16 protein-coding genes and 1 tRNA gene are annotated in these 15,147 nt (G+C 63.3%); 9 read left to right on the forward strand and 8 right to left on the reverse strand.

Going from position 1 to position 15,147, the window contains the following annotated elements; genetic code table 11:
* Positions 1 to 4: 4 nt before the first annotated feature.
* Positions 5 to 154: a DUF1674 domain-containing protein gene (locus WYH_RS16675; RefSeq protein WP_082348007.1), complete on the reverse strand. Its 150-nt coding sequence runs from the start codon at positions 152 to 154 to the stop codon at positions 5 to 7.
* 56 nt (positions 155 to 210) lie between these two features.
* On the opposite strand from WYH_RS16675, the gene WYH_RS13785 reads away from it, so the two are divergent.
* On the forward strand, positions 211 to 1,446 hold the full coding sequence (locus tag WYH_RS13785; RefSeq protein WP_046904293.1) for an RsmB/NOP family class I SAM-dependent RNA methyltransferase: 1,236 nt from the start codon (positions 211 to 213) through the stop codon (positions 1,444 to 1,446).
* Between the two features lie 95 nt (positions 1,447 to 1,541).
* On the opposite strand, the gene WYH_RS13790 is transcribed toward WYH_RS13785, so the two are convergent.
* Together WYH_RS13790 and msrA are read right to left on the reverse strand one after the other, a co-directional pair.
* A complete protein-coding gene (locus WYH_RS13790; protein WP_046904294.1) occupies positions 1,542 to 1,853 on the reverse strand; it encodes a GIY-YIG nuclease family protein in 312 nt (103 codons plus the stop codon).
* Between the two features lie 271 nt (positions 1,854 to 2,124).
* The gene (gene msrA, locus WYH_RS13795) at positions 2,125 to 2,655 is read right to left on the reverse strand and encodes a peptide-methionine (S)-S-oxide reductase MsrA (RefSeq protein ID WP_046904295.1); all 531 of its coding nucleotides are present in this window, start codon (positions 2,653 to 2,655) and stop codon (positions 2,125 to 2,127) included.
* Between the two features lie 102 nt (positions 2,656 to 2,757).
* On the opposite strand from msrA, the gene WYH_RS13800 reads away from it, so the two are divergent.
* The 8 genes from WYH_RS13800 (at position 2,758) to WYH_RS13835 (ending at position 9,359) form a co-directional block, all read left to right on the forward strand.
* The gene (locus tag WYH_RS13800) at positions 2,758 to 3,582 is read left to right on the forward strand and encodes a class I SAM-dependent methyltransferase (protein WP_046904296.1); all 825 of its coding nucleotides are present in this window, start codon (positions 2,758 to 2,760) and stop codon (positions 3,580 to 3,582) included.
* 116 nt (positions 3,583 to 3,698) lie between these two features.
* Entirely contained in the window at positions 3,699 to 4,550 is an 852-nt protein-coding gene (gene aguB / locus WYH_RS13805) for an N-carbamoylputrescine amidase (RefSeq protein WP_046904297.1), read from the forward strand.
* Positions 4,547 to 5,110, forward strand: a complete 564-nt coding sequence (gene folK, locus WYH_RS13810; protein WP_046905197.1) for a 2-amino-4-hydroxy-6-hydroxymethyldihydropteridine diphosphokinase — start codon at positions 4,547 to 4,549, stop codon at positions 5,108 to 5,110. Before aguB ends, folK begins: the two co-directional genes overlap by 4 nt.
* Positions 5,066 to 5,141: transfer RNA gene (locus WYH_RS13815), tRNA-Lys, on the forward strand. Before folK ends, WYH_RS13815 begins: the two co-directional genes overlap by 45 nt.
* Before the next feature lie 137 nt (positions 5,142 to 5,278).
* Positions 5,279 to 5,722 (forward strand): RrF2 family transcriptional regulator, encoded by a 444-nt coding sequence (locus tag WYH_RS13820; RefSeq protein WP_046905198.1) that lies wholly within the window; start codon positions 5,279 to 5,281, stop codon positions 5,720 to 5,722.
* A 145-nt stretch (positions 5,723 to 5,867) separates the two neighbouring features.
* A complete protein-coding gene (locus WYH_RS13825; RefSeq protein ID WP_082348114.1) occupies positions 5,868 to 6,035 on the forward strand; it encodes a YezD family protein in 168 nt (55 codons plus the stop codon).
* An 84-nt stretch (positions 6,036 to 6,119) separates the two neighbouring features.
* On the forward strand, positions 6,120 to 8,549 hold the full coding sequence (locus tag WYH_RS13830; RefSeq protein ID WP_046904299.1) for a TonB-dependent receptor: 2,430 nt from the start codon (positions 6,120 to 6,122) through the stop codon (positions 8,547 to 8,549).
* A 30-nt stretch (positions 8,550 to 8,579) separates the two neighbouring features.
* Positions 8,580 to 9,359, forward strand: coding sequence for a sulfite exporter TauE/SafE family protein (locus WYH_RS13835; protein WP_046904300.1), 780 nt, complete (start codon positions 8,580 to 8,582; stop codon positions 9,357 to 9,359).
* Positions 9,360 to 9,377: 18 nt separating this feature from the next.
* Here the strand turns inward: WYH_RS13835 and WYH_RS13840 are convergent, their stop codons facing one another.
* The 5 genes from WYH_RS13840 to gcvPA form a co-directional block, all read right to left on the reverse strand.
* Complete coding sequence (locus tag WYH_RS13840) at positions 9,378 to 10,160, reverse strand: ABC transporter ATP-binding protein (protein ID WP_046904301.1); 783 nt, start codon at positions 10,158 to 10,160, stop codon at positions 9,378 to 9,380.
* Positions 10,160 to 11,143, reverse strand: a complete 984-nt coding sequence (locus WYH_RS13845) for a FecCD family ABC transporter permease (RefSeq protein ID WP_046905199.1) — start codon at positions 11,141 to 11,143, stop codon at positions 10,160 to 10,162. The genes WYH_RS13840 and WYH_RS13845 overlap by 1 nt, the downstream gene beginning before the upstream one ends.
* Complete coding sequence (locus WYH_RS13850) at positions 11,140 to 11,868, reverse strand: ABC transporter substrate-binding protein (protein ID WP_046904302.1); 729 nt, start codon at positions 11,866 to 11,868, stop codon at positions 11,140 to 11,142. Before WYH_RS13850 ends, WYH_RS13845 begins: the two co-directional genes overlap by 4 nt.
* Before the next feature lie 340 nt (positions 11,869 to 12,208).
* The gene (gcvPB, locus tag WYH_RS13855; RefSeq protein ID WP_046904303.1) at positions 12,209 to 13,768 is read right to left on the reverse strand and encodes an aminomethyl-transferring glycine dehydrogenase subunit GcvPB; all 1,560 of its coding nucleotides are present in this window, start codon (positions 13,766 to 13,768) and stop codon (positions 12,209 to 12,211) included.
* Positions 13,765 to 15,132, reverse strand: coding sequence for an aminomethyl-transferring glycine dehydrogenase subunit GcvPA (gene gcvPA / locus WYH_RS13860; protein ID WP_046904304.1), 1,368 nt, complete (start codon positions 15,130 to 15,132; stop codon positions 13,765 to 13,767). The genes gcvPB and gcvPA overlap by 4 nt, the downstream gene beginning before the upstream one ends.
* Positions 15,133 to 15,147 lie beyond the last annotated feature (15 nt).

Consider the following 15,147-nt stretch of genomic DNA (forward strand, 5'->3'; position numbering starts at 1 on the left):
ACGCTCAGAAATCTATGGCGATTCCGTCTTTGACCCAGTCGCCATAGCGGGTCGGACTCAGCTCTTCCTGCGCCTTTTCCAGCGCCGCCGGTTCGGGCGGCGGGTTGTTGGTCCAGTAATCGGGCTTGCGGAAAGATGTGGGCCGCTTTGTCATATTCCCATCATGGGGTGGCTGGCGCCCGGATGCAATCGCCTATAAGCCGACAATCTATGCCAGCTCCACCAGGACTTCCCGCGCGCCGTGCCGCGCTCCGCCTGCTCGATGCGGTGCTTCGCCGCGGTGAAATGCTCGACCAGGCCGATCACGCGGCCATGGGCGGAGTGCCCGGCCTTGCCGATCGTGCGCTCGCCCGGGCCATCGCCGGGGAGGTGCTGCGCTGGCTGGTCGATCTGGATGCGCTGATCGACAGCGCGACCAGGCAGAAACTGGCCGGCGACGCCAAGGCGCGGATGGTCCTGCGCATGATGCTGGCGCAATGGTTGCGGCTGGAAACGCCGCCCCATGCCGTCATCGGCACCGGCCTGCCCTTGCTGGATGGCGGGCCGCGGCGCCTGGCGCATGGAGTCTTTTCCAATCTCGCGCGGCAGAAAGTGACTTTGCCGGATGTGCCGACCCTGCCGGAAGCGGTGGCATCCCGCTGGGGCGAGCGCGCACCGGCAATCGCGGCGGCAATCGCCCGCCCGCCCCCGCTCGATCTCGCCCTGCGCGATGCGGCGGAGACGGAACAATGGGCGGAACGCCTGTCCGCAATCGTTCTGGCACCGGGCCATCTGCGCCTGCCGCGCGGTGCCCCTGTCACCGAACTGGCCGGATACAAGGAAGGCGCCTGGTGGGTGCAGGATTTTGCCGCATCCCTGCCCGCGCGCCTGCTCGGCCCGGGCGAGGGGAAGCGGGCGCTGGATCTGTGCGCCGCGCCGGGCGGCAAGACATTGCAACTCGCCGCTGCCGGCTGGCAGGTGACGGCGCTCGACCTCAGCGAGAAGCGGCTTTCCCGCCTCCGCGAAAACCTCACCCGCACCGGTTTGCAGGCGGAAATCGTGCAGGCCGATGCGCTGAAATGGACGCCGGAGGAAAAGTTTGACGCGATCCTGCTGGACGCGCCCTGCACGGCCACTGGCACCTGCCGCCGCCACCCGGATGTGATCCACCGCATCGGGCCGAAACAGATCGACGATGTCGCTGACCTTCAGGCAAAACTGCTCGACCGCGCGAGCCATTGGCTGAAGCCCGGCGGACGGCTGGTCTATGCGGTCTGCTCTCTCGAACCCGAAGAGGGCGAACATCAGGTGGTCGGCTGCATGCTGCCCGCCGATCCGATCAAGCCGGAAGAATTGCCCGCCACCGTGCCGCCCACCGCAAAGGGCTGGCTGCGGACCGATCCGGGAATGCTGGCCGAACAGGGCGGAATGGACGGCTTCTTCGCCGCCCGCTGGCGCGCCGACTAGGGGCGGTTCTGTCATCGCTGGATTCCCGCCTGCGCGGGAATGACGAATAGAAAGCATGAACCCACCTCGTCATTCCCGCGCAGGCGGGAATCCAGTCAGCATAGCGGTTCGAACCCGAAATCCTCTGCCAGATCGCGCCAGGCAGAATTGCTGTCTTCGATCAGCCGCAGCTTCCACGCGCGGTTCCATTTCTTCAGGCGCTTTTCCCGCGTGATGGCGTGGTCCATGGTCGAATGCTGTTCGAACCAGACGAGCATCCTAACGCCGTGCTCCTTCGTGAAGCCGGATATTGCGCCGGTCCGGTGCTGGTAGGCACGTTGCAGCAGGTTGGAGGTGACGCCGATATAGAGCGTGCCGTTGCGGCGGGAGGCCATGATGTAAACTGTCGGCCCGAAGTCGCGTTGCATGTGATGGCGCTACTGGATTCCCGCCTGCGCGGGAATGACGAAAAGGGGGCTTGGACCTCATAACTCGTCATCCCCGCCAATGCGGGGTCCAGTCGGGCCAGACTTTCCTACAGGCCGCGAGGCGTGCTGACCTTGCCGGATGTCCTCCCGCGCACGCCAACCATCTGCAATCACGCCAAAATACCGACCCCGCAACCAGCCGGAATTTCCCTCTCAGGACAGTGTTCCAACTGTTCCAGCGAGTGAGCTGGCCTGCCGCCGCAGGGGCCGCTCAGCCCTTCACGCGATTCTGGAAGCTCTTGCGCAATTTCATCAGCTTGGGCGGGATCACGGCCAGGCAATAGGGGTTTCGCTGGCCTTCCCCTTCCCAGTATTCCTGGTGGTAATCTTCCGCCGGATACCATTCGGCTGGGCCTTCCACCGTCGTCACGGCACTGCCGCCATGTTCATCGTTCCAACGGGCGATGGCGGCTTGGGCTTCAGCGCGCTGCGTCTCATCCAGCGGGAAAATCGCGCTGCGATACTGGGTGCCCACATCATTGCCCTGGCGGTTGAGCTGGGTCGGATCATGCGTGCCCATGAACACGTCGAGCAATTCGCCATAGGAAATGACGGAGGGATCGTAAGTCACCCGTATCGCTTCGGCATGGCCGGTCGTGCCGCTGCATACCTGCTTATAGGTCGGATCGGGCACATTGCCGCCGATATATCCGCTTCCCACTTCGCTGACGCCGATCACGTCGCGGAAAACGGCCTCGGTGCACCAGAAACACCCGCCTGCCAGGATTGCCTGTTCGCTCATTTCCACACTCTCCTTCGCGGGCGAAGATGGGAAGCCGCAACGCGCTTGTCATCCTCTGTGCGCAGGCTAGTCTGCCGGGAGGGAGCAAGCTTGGAGATAGGCATGAAGAACAGCATCTGGGCGGCCCTTGCCGCCGCGAGCATGGTGATTGCGGCGCCGGTACAGGCCGCGGACAGCGCCGCGCTGGAAGAAGTGCTGGCCCATCCACGCAGGGCGGATGACGCAGCCCGCGACCAATATCGCCACCCTGCGGAAACTCTTGCTTTTTTCGAGATCGAACCGGGCATGACCGTGGTCGATTATCTGCCGGCGGGCGGCTGGTATTCGCGGATACTGATCCCCTATCTGGGGCCGGAAGGGCGCTATGTCGCGATGGGCCCGGATGTCACGGGCGCCAGCGAATATATGCAGCGTTCCGGCGGCAATCTGAAAGAGAAGATCGTCACCCAGGCCGCGGAATGGGACGTGAATGGCGGCGCCCGGCTGACCGGGTACAATACGGGCGATGAATTGCCGGCGGATCTGACTGGCACGGTCGATCGGGTGGTGATCTTCCGCGAAATGCACAACCAGTTGCGCTTTGGCTGGCTGCATGAAGACATGCTGGCGATCCGCAAGATGCTGAAGCCGGGCGGCATGGTTGGCATTACCGACCATCGCATGGATGAGGATGCGCCCTATTCGATTAGCGACGGGGGCAAGGGCTATCTGCGGCAGAGCGACGTGATCGACCTGATGGATGTCTATGGCTTCGACCTCGTCGGGCAGAGCGAGATCAACGCCAATCCCAAGGATACGAAGGATTGGGAACGCGGCGTGTGGATGTTGCCGCCCAGCTTGGCCGGCGCCACGGATGAAACGCGGGAAAGGATGCTGGCCATTGGTGAAAGCGACCGCATGACATTGCTGTTCCGCAAGCGTCCGTGATTGGCGTCCGTGACTGGGCACATCGCCTTCGTCACGCAAAGCGAATGATCGAACTGCCATCGCCGGGCCCGGCGGCTGATCTGGACAAGCTGCGGGCCCGGCAATAGGCGCAGGAAATGACCAAGCTTACCGTTGCCGCCTTGCAATTGGCGCTCAATTCGCCGGACGAGCAGGAAAACATCGCCGCAACCGCCGCACTGGTGGAAGATGCCGCGGGCAAGGGCGCGCAGGTGATCCTGCCGCCTGAATTGTTTTCAGGCCCATATTTCTGCAAGCGCGAGGAAGAGGAACTGTTCGCTCTCGCACGCCCGACGGCGGAGCATCCTTCCGTCCTTGCCATGCAGGATCTGGCGAAGAAGCTGAATGTCGCGATCCCGACCAGCTTCTTCGAAAAGGACGGGCCGCATTATTACAACACGCTGGCCATGGTGGATGCGGGCGGGGACATACTGGGCATCTATCGCAAGAGCCACATTCCCGACGGGCCGGGATATGAAGAGAAATATTATTTCCGCCCCGGCAATACCGGCTTCAAGGTGTGGGACGTATTCGGCACCCGTATTGGCGTGGGCGTGTGCTGGGACCAGTGGTATCCGGAATGCGCGCGGGCCATGGCGCTGATGGGGGCGGAAGTGCTGTTCTATCCCACGGCCATCGGGTCGGAACCCTATGATGCCGATCTGGATACCAGCCGCATGTGGCGCCGGGCCATGATCGGCCATTCCGTTTGCAACTGCATGCCCGTGGTCGCGGCCAATCGTATCGGGCTGGAGGAAGGGCAGGCCTTTTATGGCCATAGCTTCATCACGGACGAATGGGGCGATTTCCTGGCCGATTACGGGCGCGATGAAAGCGGGGTCCTGCTGGCGGAGCTGGATCTGTCGCGCGCCGCCCGCCACCGGGCAGGCATGGGCTTTTTCCGCGATCGGCGCCCCAATCTCTATTCGCGGATAGGCGAGGATATTTGAGCCATACCTATCTGATCGCGCTCGGTTCCAACCGGCGCCACCACCGCTTCGGCCGCCCACGACAGGTGCTGGCGACGGCGATGGATTGCCTGGACGGATCGTATGGCGCCGTGATCGCCACATCGCCGATAGTGGATAGCGATCCGATCGGGCCATCCCTGCGGCGCTATGCCAATGCGGCGCTGCTGCTGCGATCGAATGATGACCCGGAAGCCTTGCTGCGCCGGTTGAAATATCTGGAACAATGGTTTGGCCGGCGACAGCGCGGGCAGCGCTGGAGTTCGCGCGTGCTCGACCTCGATATCGTGCTGTGGGACGGGGGCGCCTATTCGGCGAAACAGCTCACCATCCCGCATCCGCTGTTCCGCGAACGGGCTTTCGTGCTGGGCCCGGCACAGGCCATTGCCCCCGATTGGCGCGATCCTGTTACCGGTCTGACGATATATCAGCTTCACAGCCGCTTGACCCGCCCGCGCCCGCTCCCTAGGGGAGCCTCCGCGGACGCAAGGCATCCCGGGCCCTTAGCTCAGTCGGTAGAGCAACTGACTTTTAATCAGTAGGTCGCTGGTTCGAATCCAGCAGGGCTCACCACCTTGCCCAGAAGGCGAATCATATCGCCGCATTTTTGGGTGAGGTTCCGCATGGTGGCTGGGGTCGCCTTCTGGAAATTGCCGGGTAATCTCCGGCGCGGCTTGTCCCGTTTGTGCAAAGGCTGCATTGATCCGGCCGTGCTTTCGCAGAAGACCCGCTATGCCATCCGTGCGATGCAGCACCTTGCCGACCATTATGGCAAGGGGCCGGTGCAACTTGCCGAAATCAGCCAGGTGCAGAACATACCGGCCAAGTTCCTCACCGTCATCCTGTCCGAACTGACCCGTTTCGGCTTGGTGGAATCGCAGCGCGGCAAGGATGGCGGATACTGGCTCGCCATTGCCCCGGTCGATATCACCTATGGCGATCTCATTCGCGTGATGCGTGGTTCGCTGGCACTGGTGCCTTGTGCCAGCCGTTTTGCGCATGAAAAATGCAAGAATTGCGTCGAAGAAGGGGAATGCCGCACGCGCGCGCTGATGCTGGAAGTGCGCGACAGGACGGCGGAGATACTCGATTCCATCCGCCTGTCCGATGCGATCGATCCGGCACCGCCATTTGACGAGAGCACCCAGCTTTAACCGCCACGCGCGCGCAAATTCGCCCCGTCGCCAAAAGCCGGCCCTTCATCGCAAATAGAGGAAGTTGTCGGCCGCCCTATTGTCAATTGAAAAGGTAGAGAATAAGAAGTCACTGCAGCAGGAAGCTGCAGACGGAGAGACAACCATGCCAACCGACCATCAGGCGACCGGTATTGAGAGCCACGCGGCAGAGCCGCTCCGGGTCGTTGTCGGCGCTCTGGCGCAAATGCGCTACGGCACGATCCAGCTGACCGTACATGACGGCAAGGTGACGCAAGTAGACGTGACCGAACGCCAACGCTTCGCAGGCTGATCAGCCAGCCTCATTCCATTTAACCGACAAAGGGACAGCAGACCGGACCGCCGGATGCATCGCCCGCTTGAGAAAGCGAGAACAATGCATTCGATTTTCCTGCGGCGTCTTGCCGCTGCAACCGCCATTATCTTCCCTCTCGCCGCACAGGGGCAGGAAGCGAAGGAGGCACTGCCCCCCGCCGCTTCTCCTGAAGCATCTGTCGGTGACCCGATCCTTGTCACGGCGCGGCGGCGTGCAGAAACTGCGCAGAACATTCCGCTGGCGATCTCCGTCATCGGGTCCGACCGGATCGACAATACGGGTTCGTTCAATGTCGGGCGTCTGCAACAGCTTACGCCGGCGCTGAATTTCTATTCGTCCAATCCGCGCAATTCGGCGGTCAATATACGAGGGATCGGCGTGCCCTTCGGTCTGACCAATGACGGTTTCGACCAGGGCGTGGGTATCTATGTCGACGATGTTTATTATTCGCGCATCGCATCGGCCACTTTCGACTTCCTGGACGTGGCGCAGATCGAAGTGCTTCGCGGTCCGCAGGGCACGCTTTACGGCAAGAACACCACGGCAGGCGCGATCAACATAACCACGCGCCAGCCGACCTTCACGCTGGAAGGCAATTCCGAAATATCCATCGGCAATCTCGGCTTCAGGCAGGCCAAGGCCTCTGTTTCCGGGCCGCTGGGCGAAACGGTGGCCGCGCGCATCGCCGTTTCGGGCACTGGCCGCCACGGCACGATCCGCAATATCGCCACGGGCAACCGTATCAATGAACAGGACAATATCGGCCTGCGAGGGCAAATATTGTGGCAACCGGCCGACCGGCTGGACCTGACATTGGCGGGCGATTTCAGCACGCAGAATCCCGAATGCTGCGGCACGGTCTTCGTTCGCACCGGCGCCACGCAAAGGGCGGCGGCACGCCAGTTTGAAGCGCTTGCCGCGGCTCAGGACTATATCCTGCCCAGCCGCAATCCCTTCGACCGCGTGACCGATGTGGATGCCGATCTGAACGCCGGGAACGAGATCGGGGGCGTTTCCCTGCGTGCGCGGCTGGATCTGGGCGAAGGAGAGCTGACGTCGATAAGTGCGTGGCGATACTGGGATTGGCTGCCGGCGAATGACCGCGACTATATCGGTCTGCCGATAACCACGCTGTCGCAAAACCCTTCGCAGCAGGAACAGTTCACGCAGGAGTTCCGCTACAACCGGACTGGAAAGGCGCTGGACCTGTTGCTGGGCGCCTTTGCCTTCCACCAGCAGGTGCGCACCCAGGGATCGCAAGCGCAAGGCCCGACCGCGTCCCGCTGGCTCATCAATCCTGCGAACCCCCTGTCGCAGGATCCGACCGTGCTGGACGGGCTGACCGCCACCAATGATATCCGGCTCGATAATACCAGCCTCGCCTTTTTCGGGCAGGTCAGCTGGCATGTGACCGATGCCTTGACCATCCAGCCCGGTTTCCGCGTCAATCATGACCGGAAGAAGGGCCTGTATGAGAGCGTGGTGACCAATGGCGATGGTCAGCTCGTCACTTTCGCCAGCGCCGATCCGCGCATCGTCGCCCAGCGCGGAGTGCTCTCCCCGCAGCGTTTCGAACCCGCATTCAGCGACTGGAACGCCAGTTACGACCTGACCGTGAGCTATGAGGTGTCGCCCGATTTCCTGGTTTACGGCACTTATGCGCGCAGTTTCAAACCCGGCGGGGTCAACCTAAACGGCGTGCCCAATGACGATGCCGGCAATCCTATCCTCGAGGTCGGCTCTGTCGCGCCCGAAAAGGTCAATCATTTCGAGCTGGGACTGAAAGCGCAGGGCTGGGACAGGCGCTTGACGTTCAACCTCGCGGCATTCCGCACGGACATAGCGGATTATCAGGCGCTGGTGGTGAACGGCCAGATCGGCGTGTTGCGCGGCTATCTCGCCAATGCCGAAAGCGTGCGGACCCAGGGGATCGAATGGGATATCGCCATCAGGCCGAGCCGGCGCTTCAACGCTTATCTCAGTGGTGCCTATACGGATGCGACATATCGCCGCTTCTCCGATGCGCCATGCCCGCCCGAACTTTCCGGCGGGACTACCGTGCCCGATGGCGGATCGCCCAGCGCGCCGGGAACGCCCGGCGGGTTCAGCCCTGCCAATTGCGATATTTCGGGGCAGCGCCTGCCCGGCGTTTCCGAATGGGCGCTGTCCTTCGGGGCGGAAGCGAATGCTCCTGCACGTTTGTTCGGTGAAACGGGTGAAATCTATCTCGGATATGATGGAAGCTGGCGTTCTGATTTCTCGTCCAACGCCAGCCCGTCGCGATATACCTGGGTAAACGGATATTCCCTTTCCAATTTCCGCGCGGGATACCGATCCGATGCAGGGTTCGAGATATTCGGCTGGCTGCGCAACGCGTTCGACCAGAACTATTTTGAACAGCTTTCGGTGCCGTCCGGAAATACCGGCCTGATCGTCGGCCAGCCCGGCGATCCCCGTACCTACGGCTTCACGATCCAGCATCGTTTCTGACGCCTGCGGGCGAGCAGGGAGGACAACCTCATGTTCGAATTTATTGCCGAGCTGTCTTTCGCCGATATCGCGCCCTTCATCCTGGTCGGCTTTGCGGCGCAGATCGTGGACGGGGCGCTGGGTATGGCCTTCGGGGTCATATCGCAGACCATGCTGGTCAGCCTTCTGGGCGTGCCGCCGGCCACGGCATCGGCCAGCGTGCATCTGGTGGAAGTCTTCACCACCGCCACATCGGGGGCGAGCCATATCTGGCATCGCAATATCGACTGGGCCTTGTTCCGGCGGCTGGCCCCCTTCGGCATAATCGGGGGCGTCGCCGGGGCATATGCGCTGTCCAGCGTGGATGCTTCGGCGGCGCGGCCTTTCGTGATGCTCTATCTGGCGGGTGTGGGCGTCTATCTGCTGGTGCGGGCAATCAGGCTCAGCCGGCCGAAATTCGAAGATCCGAAATATACCCGCCCGCTGGCGGCTGCGGGCGGCTTCCTCGATGCAGCGGGCGGCGGCGGGTGGGGGCCAGTGGTGACTTCCAACCTGCTGGTCCAGGGCGGGGATCCACGCACCACGATCGGCACGGTCAATACGACAGAGTTTCTCCTTACCCTGTCGATTTCCATCACCTTCATCGCGACGCTGGGGTTTGCGGCTTTTACCGTTGCAACTGTCGGCCTGATAATCGGCGGCATGATCGCGGCCCCGATCGGTGCGGTTCTGGTGAAGCGGATCAGGCCGCGCGCCTTGTTGCTGGCCGTGTCCGCCGTGCTGATCGCCACCAGCCTTTTCAGTCTCGGGCGGGCCTGGGCGATCTTCTAGGCATGTCGCCGTGCCTGTTCAGCACCCGCGCTTTCTGGGGACGAAATCGACCGTGGCGGCAGGCGTGCCCGCTGCGTTGACGCAGGCATCTATGTCGAATGTGTCATGCAATAATCGGGAGGTAAGCACTTCGGCGGTCGGTCCATTTGCCATGATCCGGCCTTCACGCATCACGGCGATATGGGTGGAGAAACGGGCCGCCAGCGTCAGTTCCTGAAGCGCCGCGATCACCAGCCTGCCGCTATCCGCCTGGGCGCGCAGGCGGGCGATGCTTTCCAGCGCATGGCGCGGATCGAGCCCGGCGAGCGGTTCGTCCACCAGCAATATGTCGGGATCGCCCACCAGCGCGCGGGCCAGCATTGCCCGGGCCAGTTCACCGCCGGACAGGGTGGTTGCCGGCTGGTTCCGGTGATCCTGCAGGTCGAATTGTTCGATAAGCCTGGCCACATGATTGCGCATGGCAGGCGGCAGTCCGCCAAAGGCTGGCAGTTGCGGCGTCAGCCCCAATGCGACCAGCCGTTTGACCGAGATAGGCCATTCGGCGCGGGGGTTTTGCGGCAGATAGGCCCGCAGGCGTGCCAGCTTGCGCCGGTCGATTGCCGTGATCGGGACGCGGTCCAGCAGGACCGATCCGGCATCGGGCCGGCGCAGTCCGGCCAGCGCGGCCATCAGCGTGGATTTACCGGCGCCGTTCGGGCCAAGCAGGCACAGGAACATGCCCCCCTCCAGCATGAGCGAAGCATCGCTGACCACTGCCTTGCCGCCAAGCGAGATGGCGAGATCGTGCGCTTCCAGCCGCATCAGGGCGACATCCGTTTCAGCCGCAGCACCAGCCAGAAGAAGAAGGGCGTTCCGGCAAGGCTGGTCAATACGCCCAGTTTCAGTTCCTGCGCTGTGGGGATCAGCCGCGTGGCGACATCGGCCAATAGCAGCAGGATCGCGCCGAAGAGCGCGGCGGGCAGCAATACCCGGCTGGGCTGGTGGCCGACAAAGGGCCGCACCAGATGGGGCGCGACCAGCCCGACGAACCCGATCGCCCCGGTAACGGCCGTTGCCGCGCCGACCGACAGGGCTGTGCCCGCCAGAGCGAGCAGGCGGGTGCGGGCGATATGAATGCCGAGGCTTTCGGCCTGCGCCTCCCCCAGGGAAAGCGCATCTATATCGCGGATGGTCAGCACCAGGCAGAGCCAGCCTGCCAGCATGAACGGCAAGGCAAGCCCGACCTGCGGCCAGCTTCGATCGGTCAGCGATCCCAGCAGCCAGACGGTCAGTTCATAGGCGGCATAGGGACTGGGCGCGAAATTGAGTGCGAGACTGAGCCCGGCCCCCATCAGGCCGGATACCGCAGCCCCTGCCAGGATCATGGTCAGCGTGCCCCCGCGCCCGAATGTCAGGGTCAGCGCCGCTGCCGCCAGGGCCCCGCAAATGCCCAGCAGCGGTGTCGCCAGTGCGAAGGCGGCGGACAGCCCGAAATAGATGGCGATCACCGCGCCCAGTGCCGCACCCGCGGAAACGCCGAGCAGGCCCGGTTCCGCCAGCGGATTGCGCAGCAGGCCCTGCAGCACCGCGCCCGACAGGCCGAGCGTCGCGCCGACCATTAGCGCCAGCACCGTGCGCGGCATCCGCAATTCATACAGGATCAGCCAGGGCAGGTTCGGCTTCGGGTCCAGCATCCCGGCGAGCAGGGCGGAAGGTTCCAGCCATACCCGGCCGACCACCAGCGACAGCAGGATGCTGAGGATCAGCAGCAGGACGGCGATCGCCCACCTGGAAAAACGCTTCACCACCGAACCGGGCCTTCCGGGACAGTTTCCAGCGCGTCGCGCAATTGCTGCGCCGCCTTGGTGGAGATGGGCAGGCCGCAGCCATAGAGAGAGGCGGGATAAGCTATCTGGCGGCCGGCAAAGGCCTTGCGGATCAGTGGGTGCTCGTTTGCCGTTTCGCGCAGCGATGGCTGGTCATAGGTGCTGTTGCCGCGCAGGATTGCATCCGGGCGGGCGAGCAGCAATTCTTCCATTCCATATGTGGAAAAGCGGCTGTCGGGCATGGTCGCAGCCACGTTTTCCGCCCCTGCCGCGCGAATGATTGCATCCGTCAGCGTGCCCTTGCCGGGGACGGAGCCATCGCCGTTCCAGGCCACCACGCGCATCGGTTCTGCCGGGGAGGTGGCGCCCAATTCGGCAAGATCGCGGTCCATCGCCGCAATCAGTTCTTCGGCGCGTTCGGGTTCCCCCACGGCGGCCCCGGCCTGCCTGGTGATGCGGCGAATATCCTCGAAATTACTGGCCGAACCGATTTCGACCATCGGCGCCCCGACTTTTTCTGCCAGACGGTTCATCTGCTGCGCTGCCCAGGGATTGGTCAGGATCAGGTCCGGCCGATCGCGCACCAGATCTTCCGCCGTGCCGCGATTGGTCCGCAGCCCGCGATCTGCGCCCGGCATCAGCACTTCGACTGCATCATGGGCAAGATAGGTAACGGATGCGATGCGATCTGGCGGCACCAGCATCAGCAGCAGCAGATCATGGCAGAGATTGGTCGATACGATGCGCTGCGGCTTTTCGGGGGCGGGGCTGTTCCGCCTTTCCCGCTGCGGGGCTTCGCCACCTGCACTAATAAGGGTGAAGGCGGTGACAAAGAAAAGGGCGAGAAGGGCGCTAGACAGCCAAGAACGGGGGCGCAGCCCGAAAGGGCGCCGCCTCTCATCTCCTGCACTCGGTCCGCCTTGGTTTGCGATGGAAGCCTGCCTGTCAGCAAAAATTCAACACGTCCGGCAGGCCATATGCTGCCGGACGTGTGAATTCCACCGATTGAGGATGGTGGCCCCGTTCTCAGGCCCCGTTCCGTTCTCAGGCTTCGGGCGCGCTCCATGCGAGGCGCGGCTTGCGCGCGGCCTGCGCTTCATCGACCCGGCGGCGTGGCGCGAAGACCGGCGCCTGCGAAAGCGAGGGATCGCCATCGCGTGCCCGCTCGGCAATGGATCGCAGGGCGGTGATGAATTCGTCCAGCGTCGCCTTGCTCTCGCTTTCAGTCGGTTCGATCAGCATGGCCCCATGGACGACGAGCGGGAAATACATCGTCATCGGATGGAAGCCTTCGTCAATCAGTGCCTTGGCGACATCCAGTGTCGAAACGCCCTTGGCGAATCCGCCATCGGCGAACAGCGCTTCGTGCATGCAGGGGCCAGATGAAGCGAAGGGCGCTTCCAGCACGTCCTCCAGCTTGCGCAGCATGTAATTGGCGTTGAGCACGGCATCGCCCGATACCTGCCGCAAACCATCCGCGCCGTGGCTCATGATATAGGCGAGCGCGCGGGTGAACATGCCCATCTGTCCGTGGAAAGCGCTCATCCTGCCGAAGCTGGCCGTGCCGTCCGCCGCTGCCCCTTCTTCCTCCACCAGCCGCAATGTGCCGTCCCCGTCGCGCACGACCGAAGGGATCGGCGCATAGGGCATCAGCGCTTCGGACAGGACGACCGGGCCGGAGCCGGGGCCGCCGCCACCATGCGGGGTGGAGAAGGTCTTGTGCAGATTGATGTGCATCGCATCGACGCCAAGATCGCCGGGCCGAACGCGGCCGACAATCGCGTTGAAATTCGCGCCGTCGCAATAGACATAGCCGCCCGCTTCGTGGACCGCGTCCGAAATCACTTTCAGATCGCGTTCGAACAGGCCGCAAGTGTTGGGGTTGGTGATCATCACCCCGGCCACATCCGGGCCAAGCCGTGCGAGCAGGGCCTGCGTATCGATGCGGCCATCCGCCGCGGCGGGAATGGCTTCCACGCGATAGCCGGCAAAGGCCGCCGTCGCCGGATTGGTGCCATGCGCACTTTCCGGAACCAGGATGACTTCGCGCGGTTCGCCGCGTGCTTCCAGCGCGGCGCGGATGCACAGAATGCCGCATAATTCGCCATGGGCGCCTGCCTTCGGGCTCATCGCCACGCCGTGCATCCCGGTGAGCGTGACCAGCCAATGGGCCAGCTCTTCGATGACTGCCAATGCGCCCTGCACAGTGTTTTGCGGCTGCAAGGGATGGACATCGGCGAAGCCGGGCATCCTTGCGACCTTTTCATTCAGGCGCGGATTGTGCTTCATCGTGCAGGAACCGAGCGGAAAGATACCGCAGTCGATGGCGTAATTCTGGCGGCTGAGCCGCGTATAATGGCGCACCGTTTCCGGTTCGGAGAGGCCGGGAAGGCCGATCTCTTCGCTCCGTTCCAGTCCGCCCAAACGGCTGGACGGGATGCTCGCCGGTTCGGGAAGGTCGACACCGCATGTGTCCTTGCCGCCAATCTCGAAGATCAGCTTTTCTTCCAGCATCAGCCCGCGATTGCCGGTCACGGTTCCGGGCATGTCGTCAGCTGCCGCTTCGGGCGTGGTGGGGCGCCAGCCTGCAGGATTCATGTTCATGCCAGCACCTCCTGAAGCTCGGTGGAAAATGTTTCGATATCGTCCTCGCTCGTCGTTTCCGTCAGCGCCACCAGCAGTCCGCCTTCAAGGCTGCTATTGCCGGGATAGAGCCGGCCGAGCGAAACGCCGGCCAGCACGCCGCGATCGGCCAGGTCGCGTACGACCTGCCGTGCATCCTTGCCTTCGGGCAGTTTCAGCGTGAATTCGTTGAAGAAGCTGTCATTCACGATCTCCACGCCGGGAATGGCGGCCAGCCGGTCCGCCGCGATGCAGGCAAGGCGGTGATTTTCCGATGCCAGTGCGCGGAGGCCCTTTTCACCCAGCAATGTCATGTGGATGGAGAATGCGAGCGCGCAGAGCCCGGAATTGGTGCAGATATTGCTCGTCGCCTTCTCGCGGCGAATATGCTGTTCGCGGGTGGAAAGCGTCAGCACGAAGCTGCGCTTGCCCTCTGCGTCCACGCTTTCACCGCACAGGCGGCCGGGCATCTGCCGGACATGTTTGGCATCGCGCACGGCGAACAGGCCCAGATAGGGGCCGCCGAATTGCAGGCCCACGCCGATGGACTGCCCTTCGCCCACGACGATGTCCGCACCCAGTTCACCCGGCGATTTGATAGCCCCCAGCGCCACCGGTTCGGTGACGACGGCAACCAGCAATGCGCCTTGTTCATGCGCGGCATCGGCAATCTTCGACAGGTCCGGCAGGCGGCCGAGAATGTCCGGATATTGAACCACGACGCAGCTTGTTTCGTCGTCGATCGCCGCGATCAGCTCCGCCTCGCCGCATTCTGCGACCAGGGCCGGATCCGAATGCACGATCGTGTCGCGCGTGAACCTGGCCATGGTTTCGATGGTGGAAACATAATGCGGATGCAGGCCGGGGCTGAGCAGCGCCTTGCCGCGCTTCGTTATGCGCCGGGCCATGACCAGCGCTTCCCAGCAGGCGGTGGAGCCATCATACATGGACGCATTGGCAACCGCGCAGCCGAACAGGCGGGCCACCTGCGTCTGGAATTCGAACAGCATCTGCAGCGTGCCCTGCGCGATTTCCGGCTGATAGGGCGTATAGGCGGTCAGGAATTCGCCGCGCTGGATCAGGTGATCCACCGATGCCGGCACGTGATGGCGATAAGCGCCCGCGCCAAGGAAGAAAGGCGCGCTTCCCGCGGATATGTTTTGTGCCGCAAGCCGCGCCATATGCCGTTCGACTGCCAGCTCGCTCGCATGGAGCGGCAGGCCTTCTATCAATCCGGGAAGCCGGGCTTCCTCGGGAACATCGACGAACAATGCCTCGATCGAGGGGGAGCCCACGACTTCCAGCATTTCCGCGCGATCGGGATCGGTGAGGGGTAGGTAACGCATCAGATATCTGTCCCA

Source organism: Croceibacterium atlanticum, from assembly GCF_001008165.2.
Taxonomy (GTDB): domain Bacteria; phylum Pseudomonadota; class Alphaproteobacteria; order Sphingomonadales; family Sphingomonadaceae; genus Croceibacterium_C; species Croceibacterium_C atlanticum.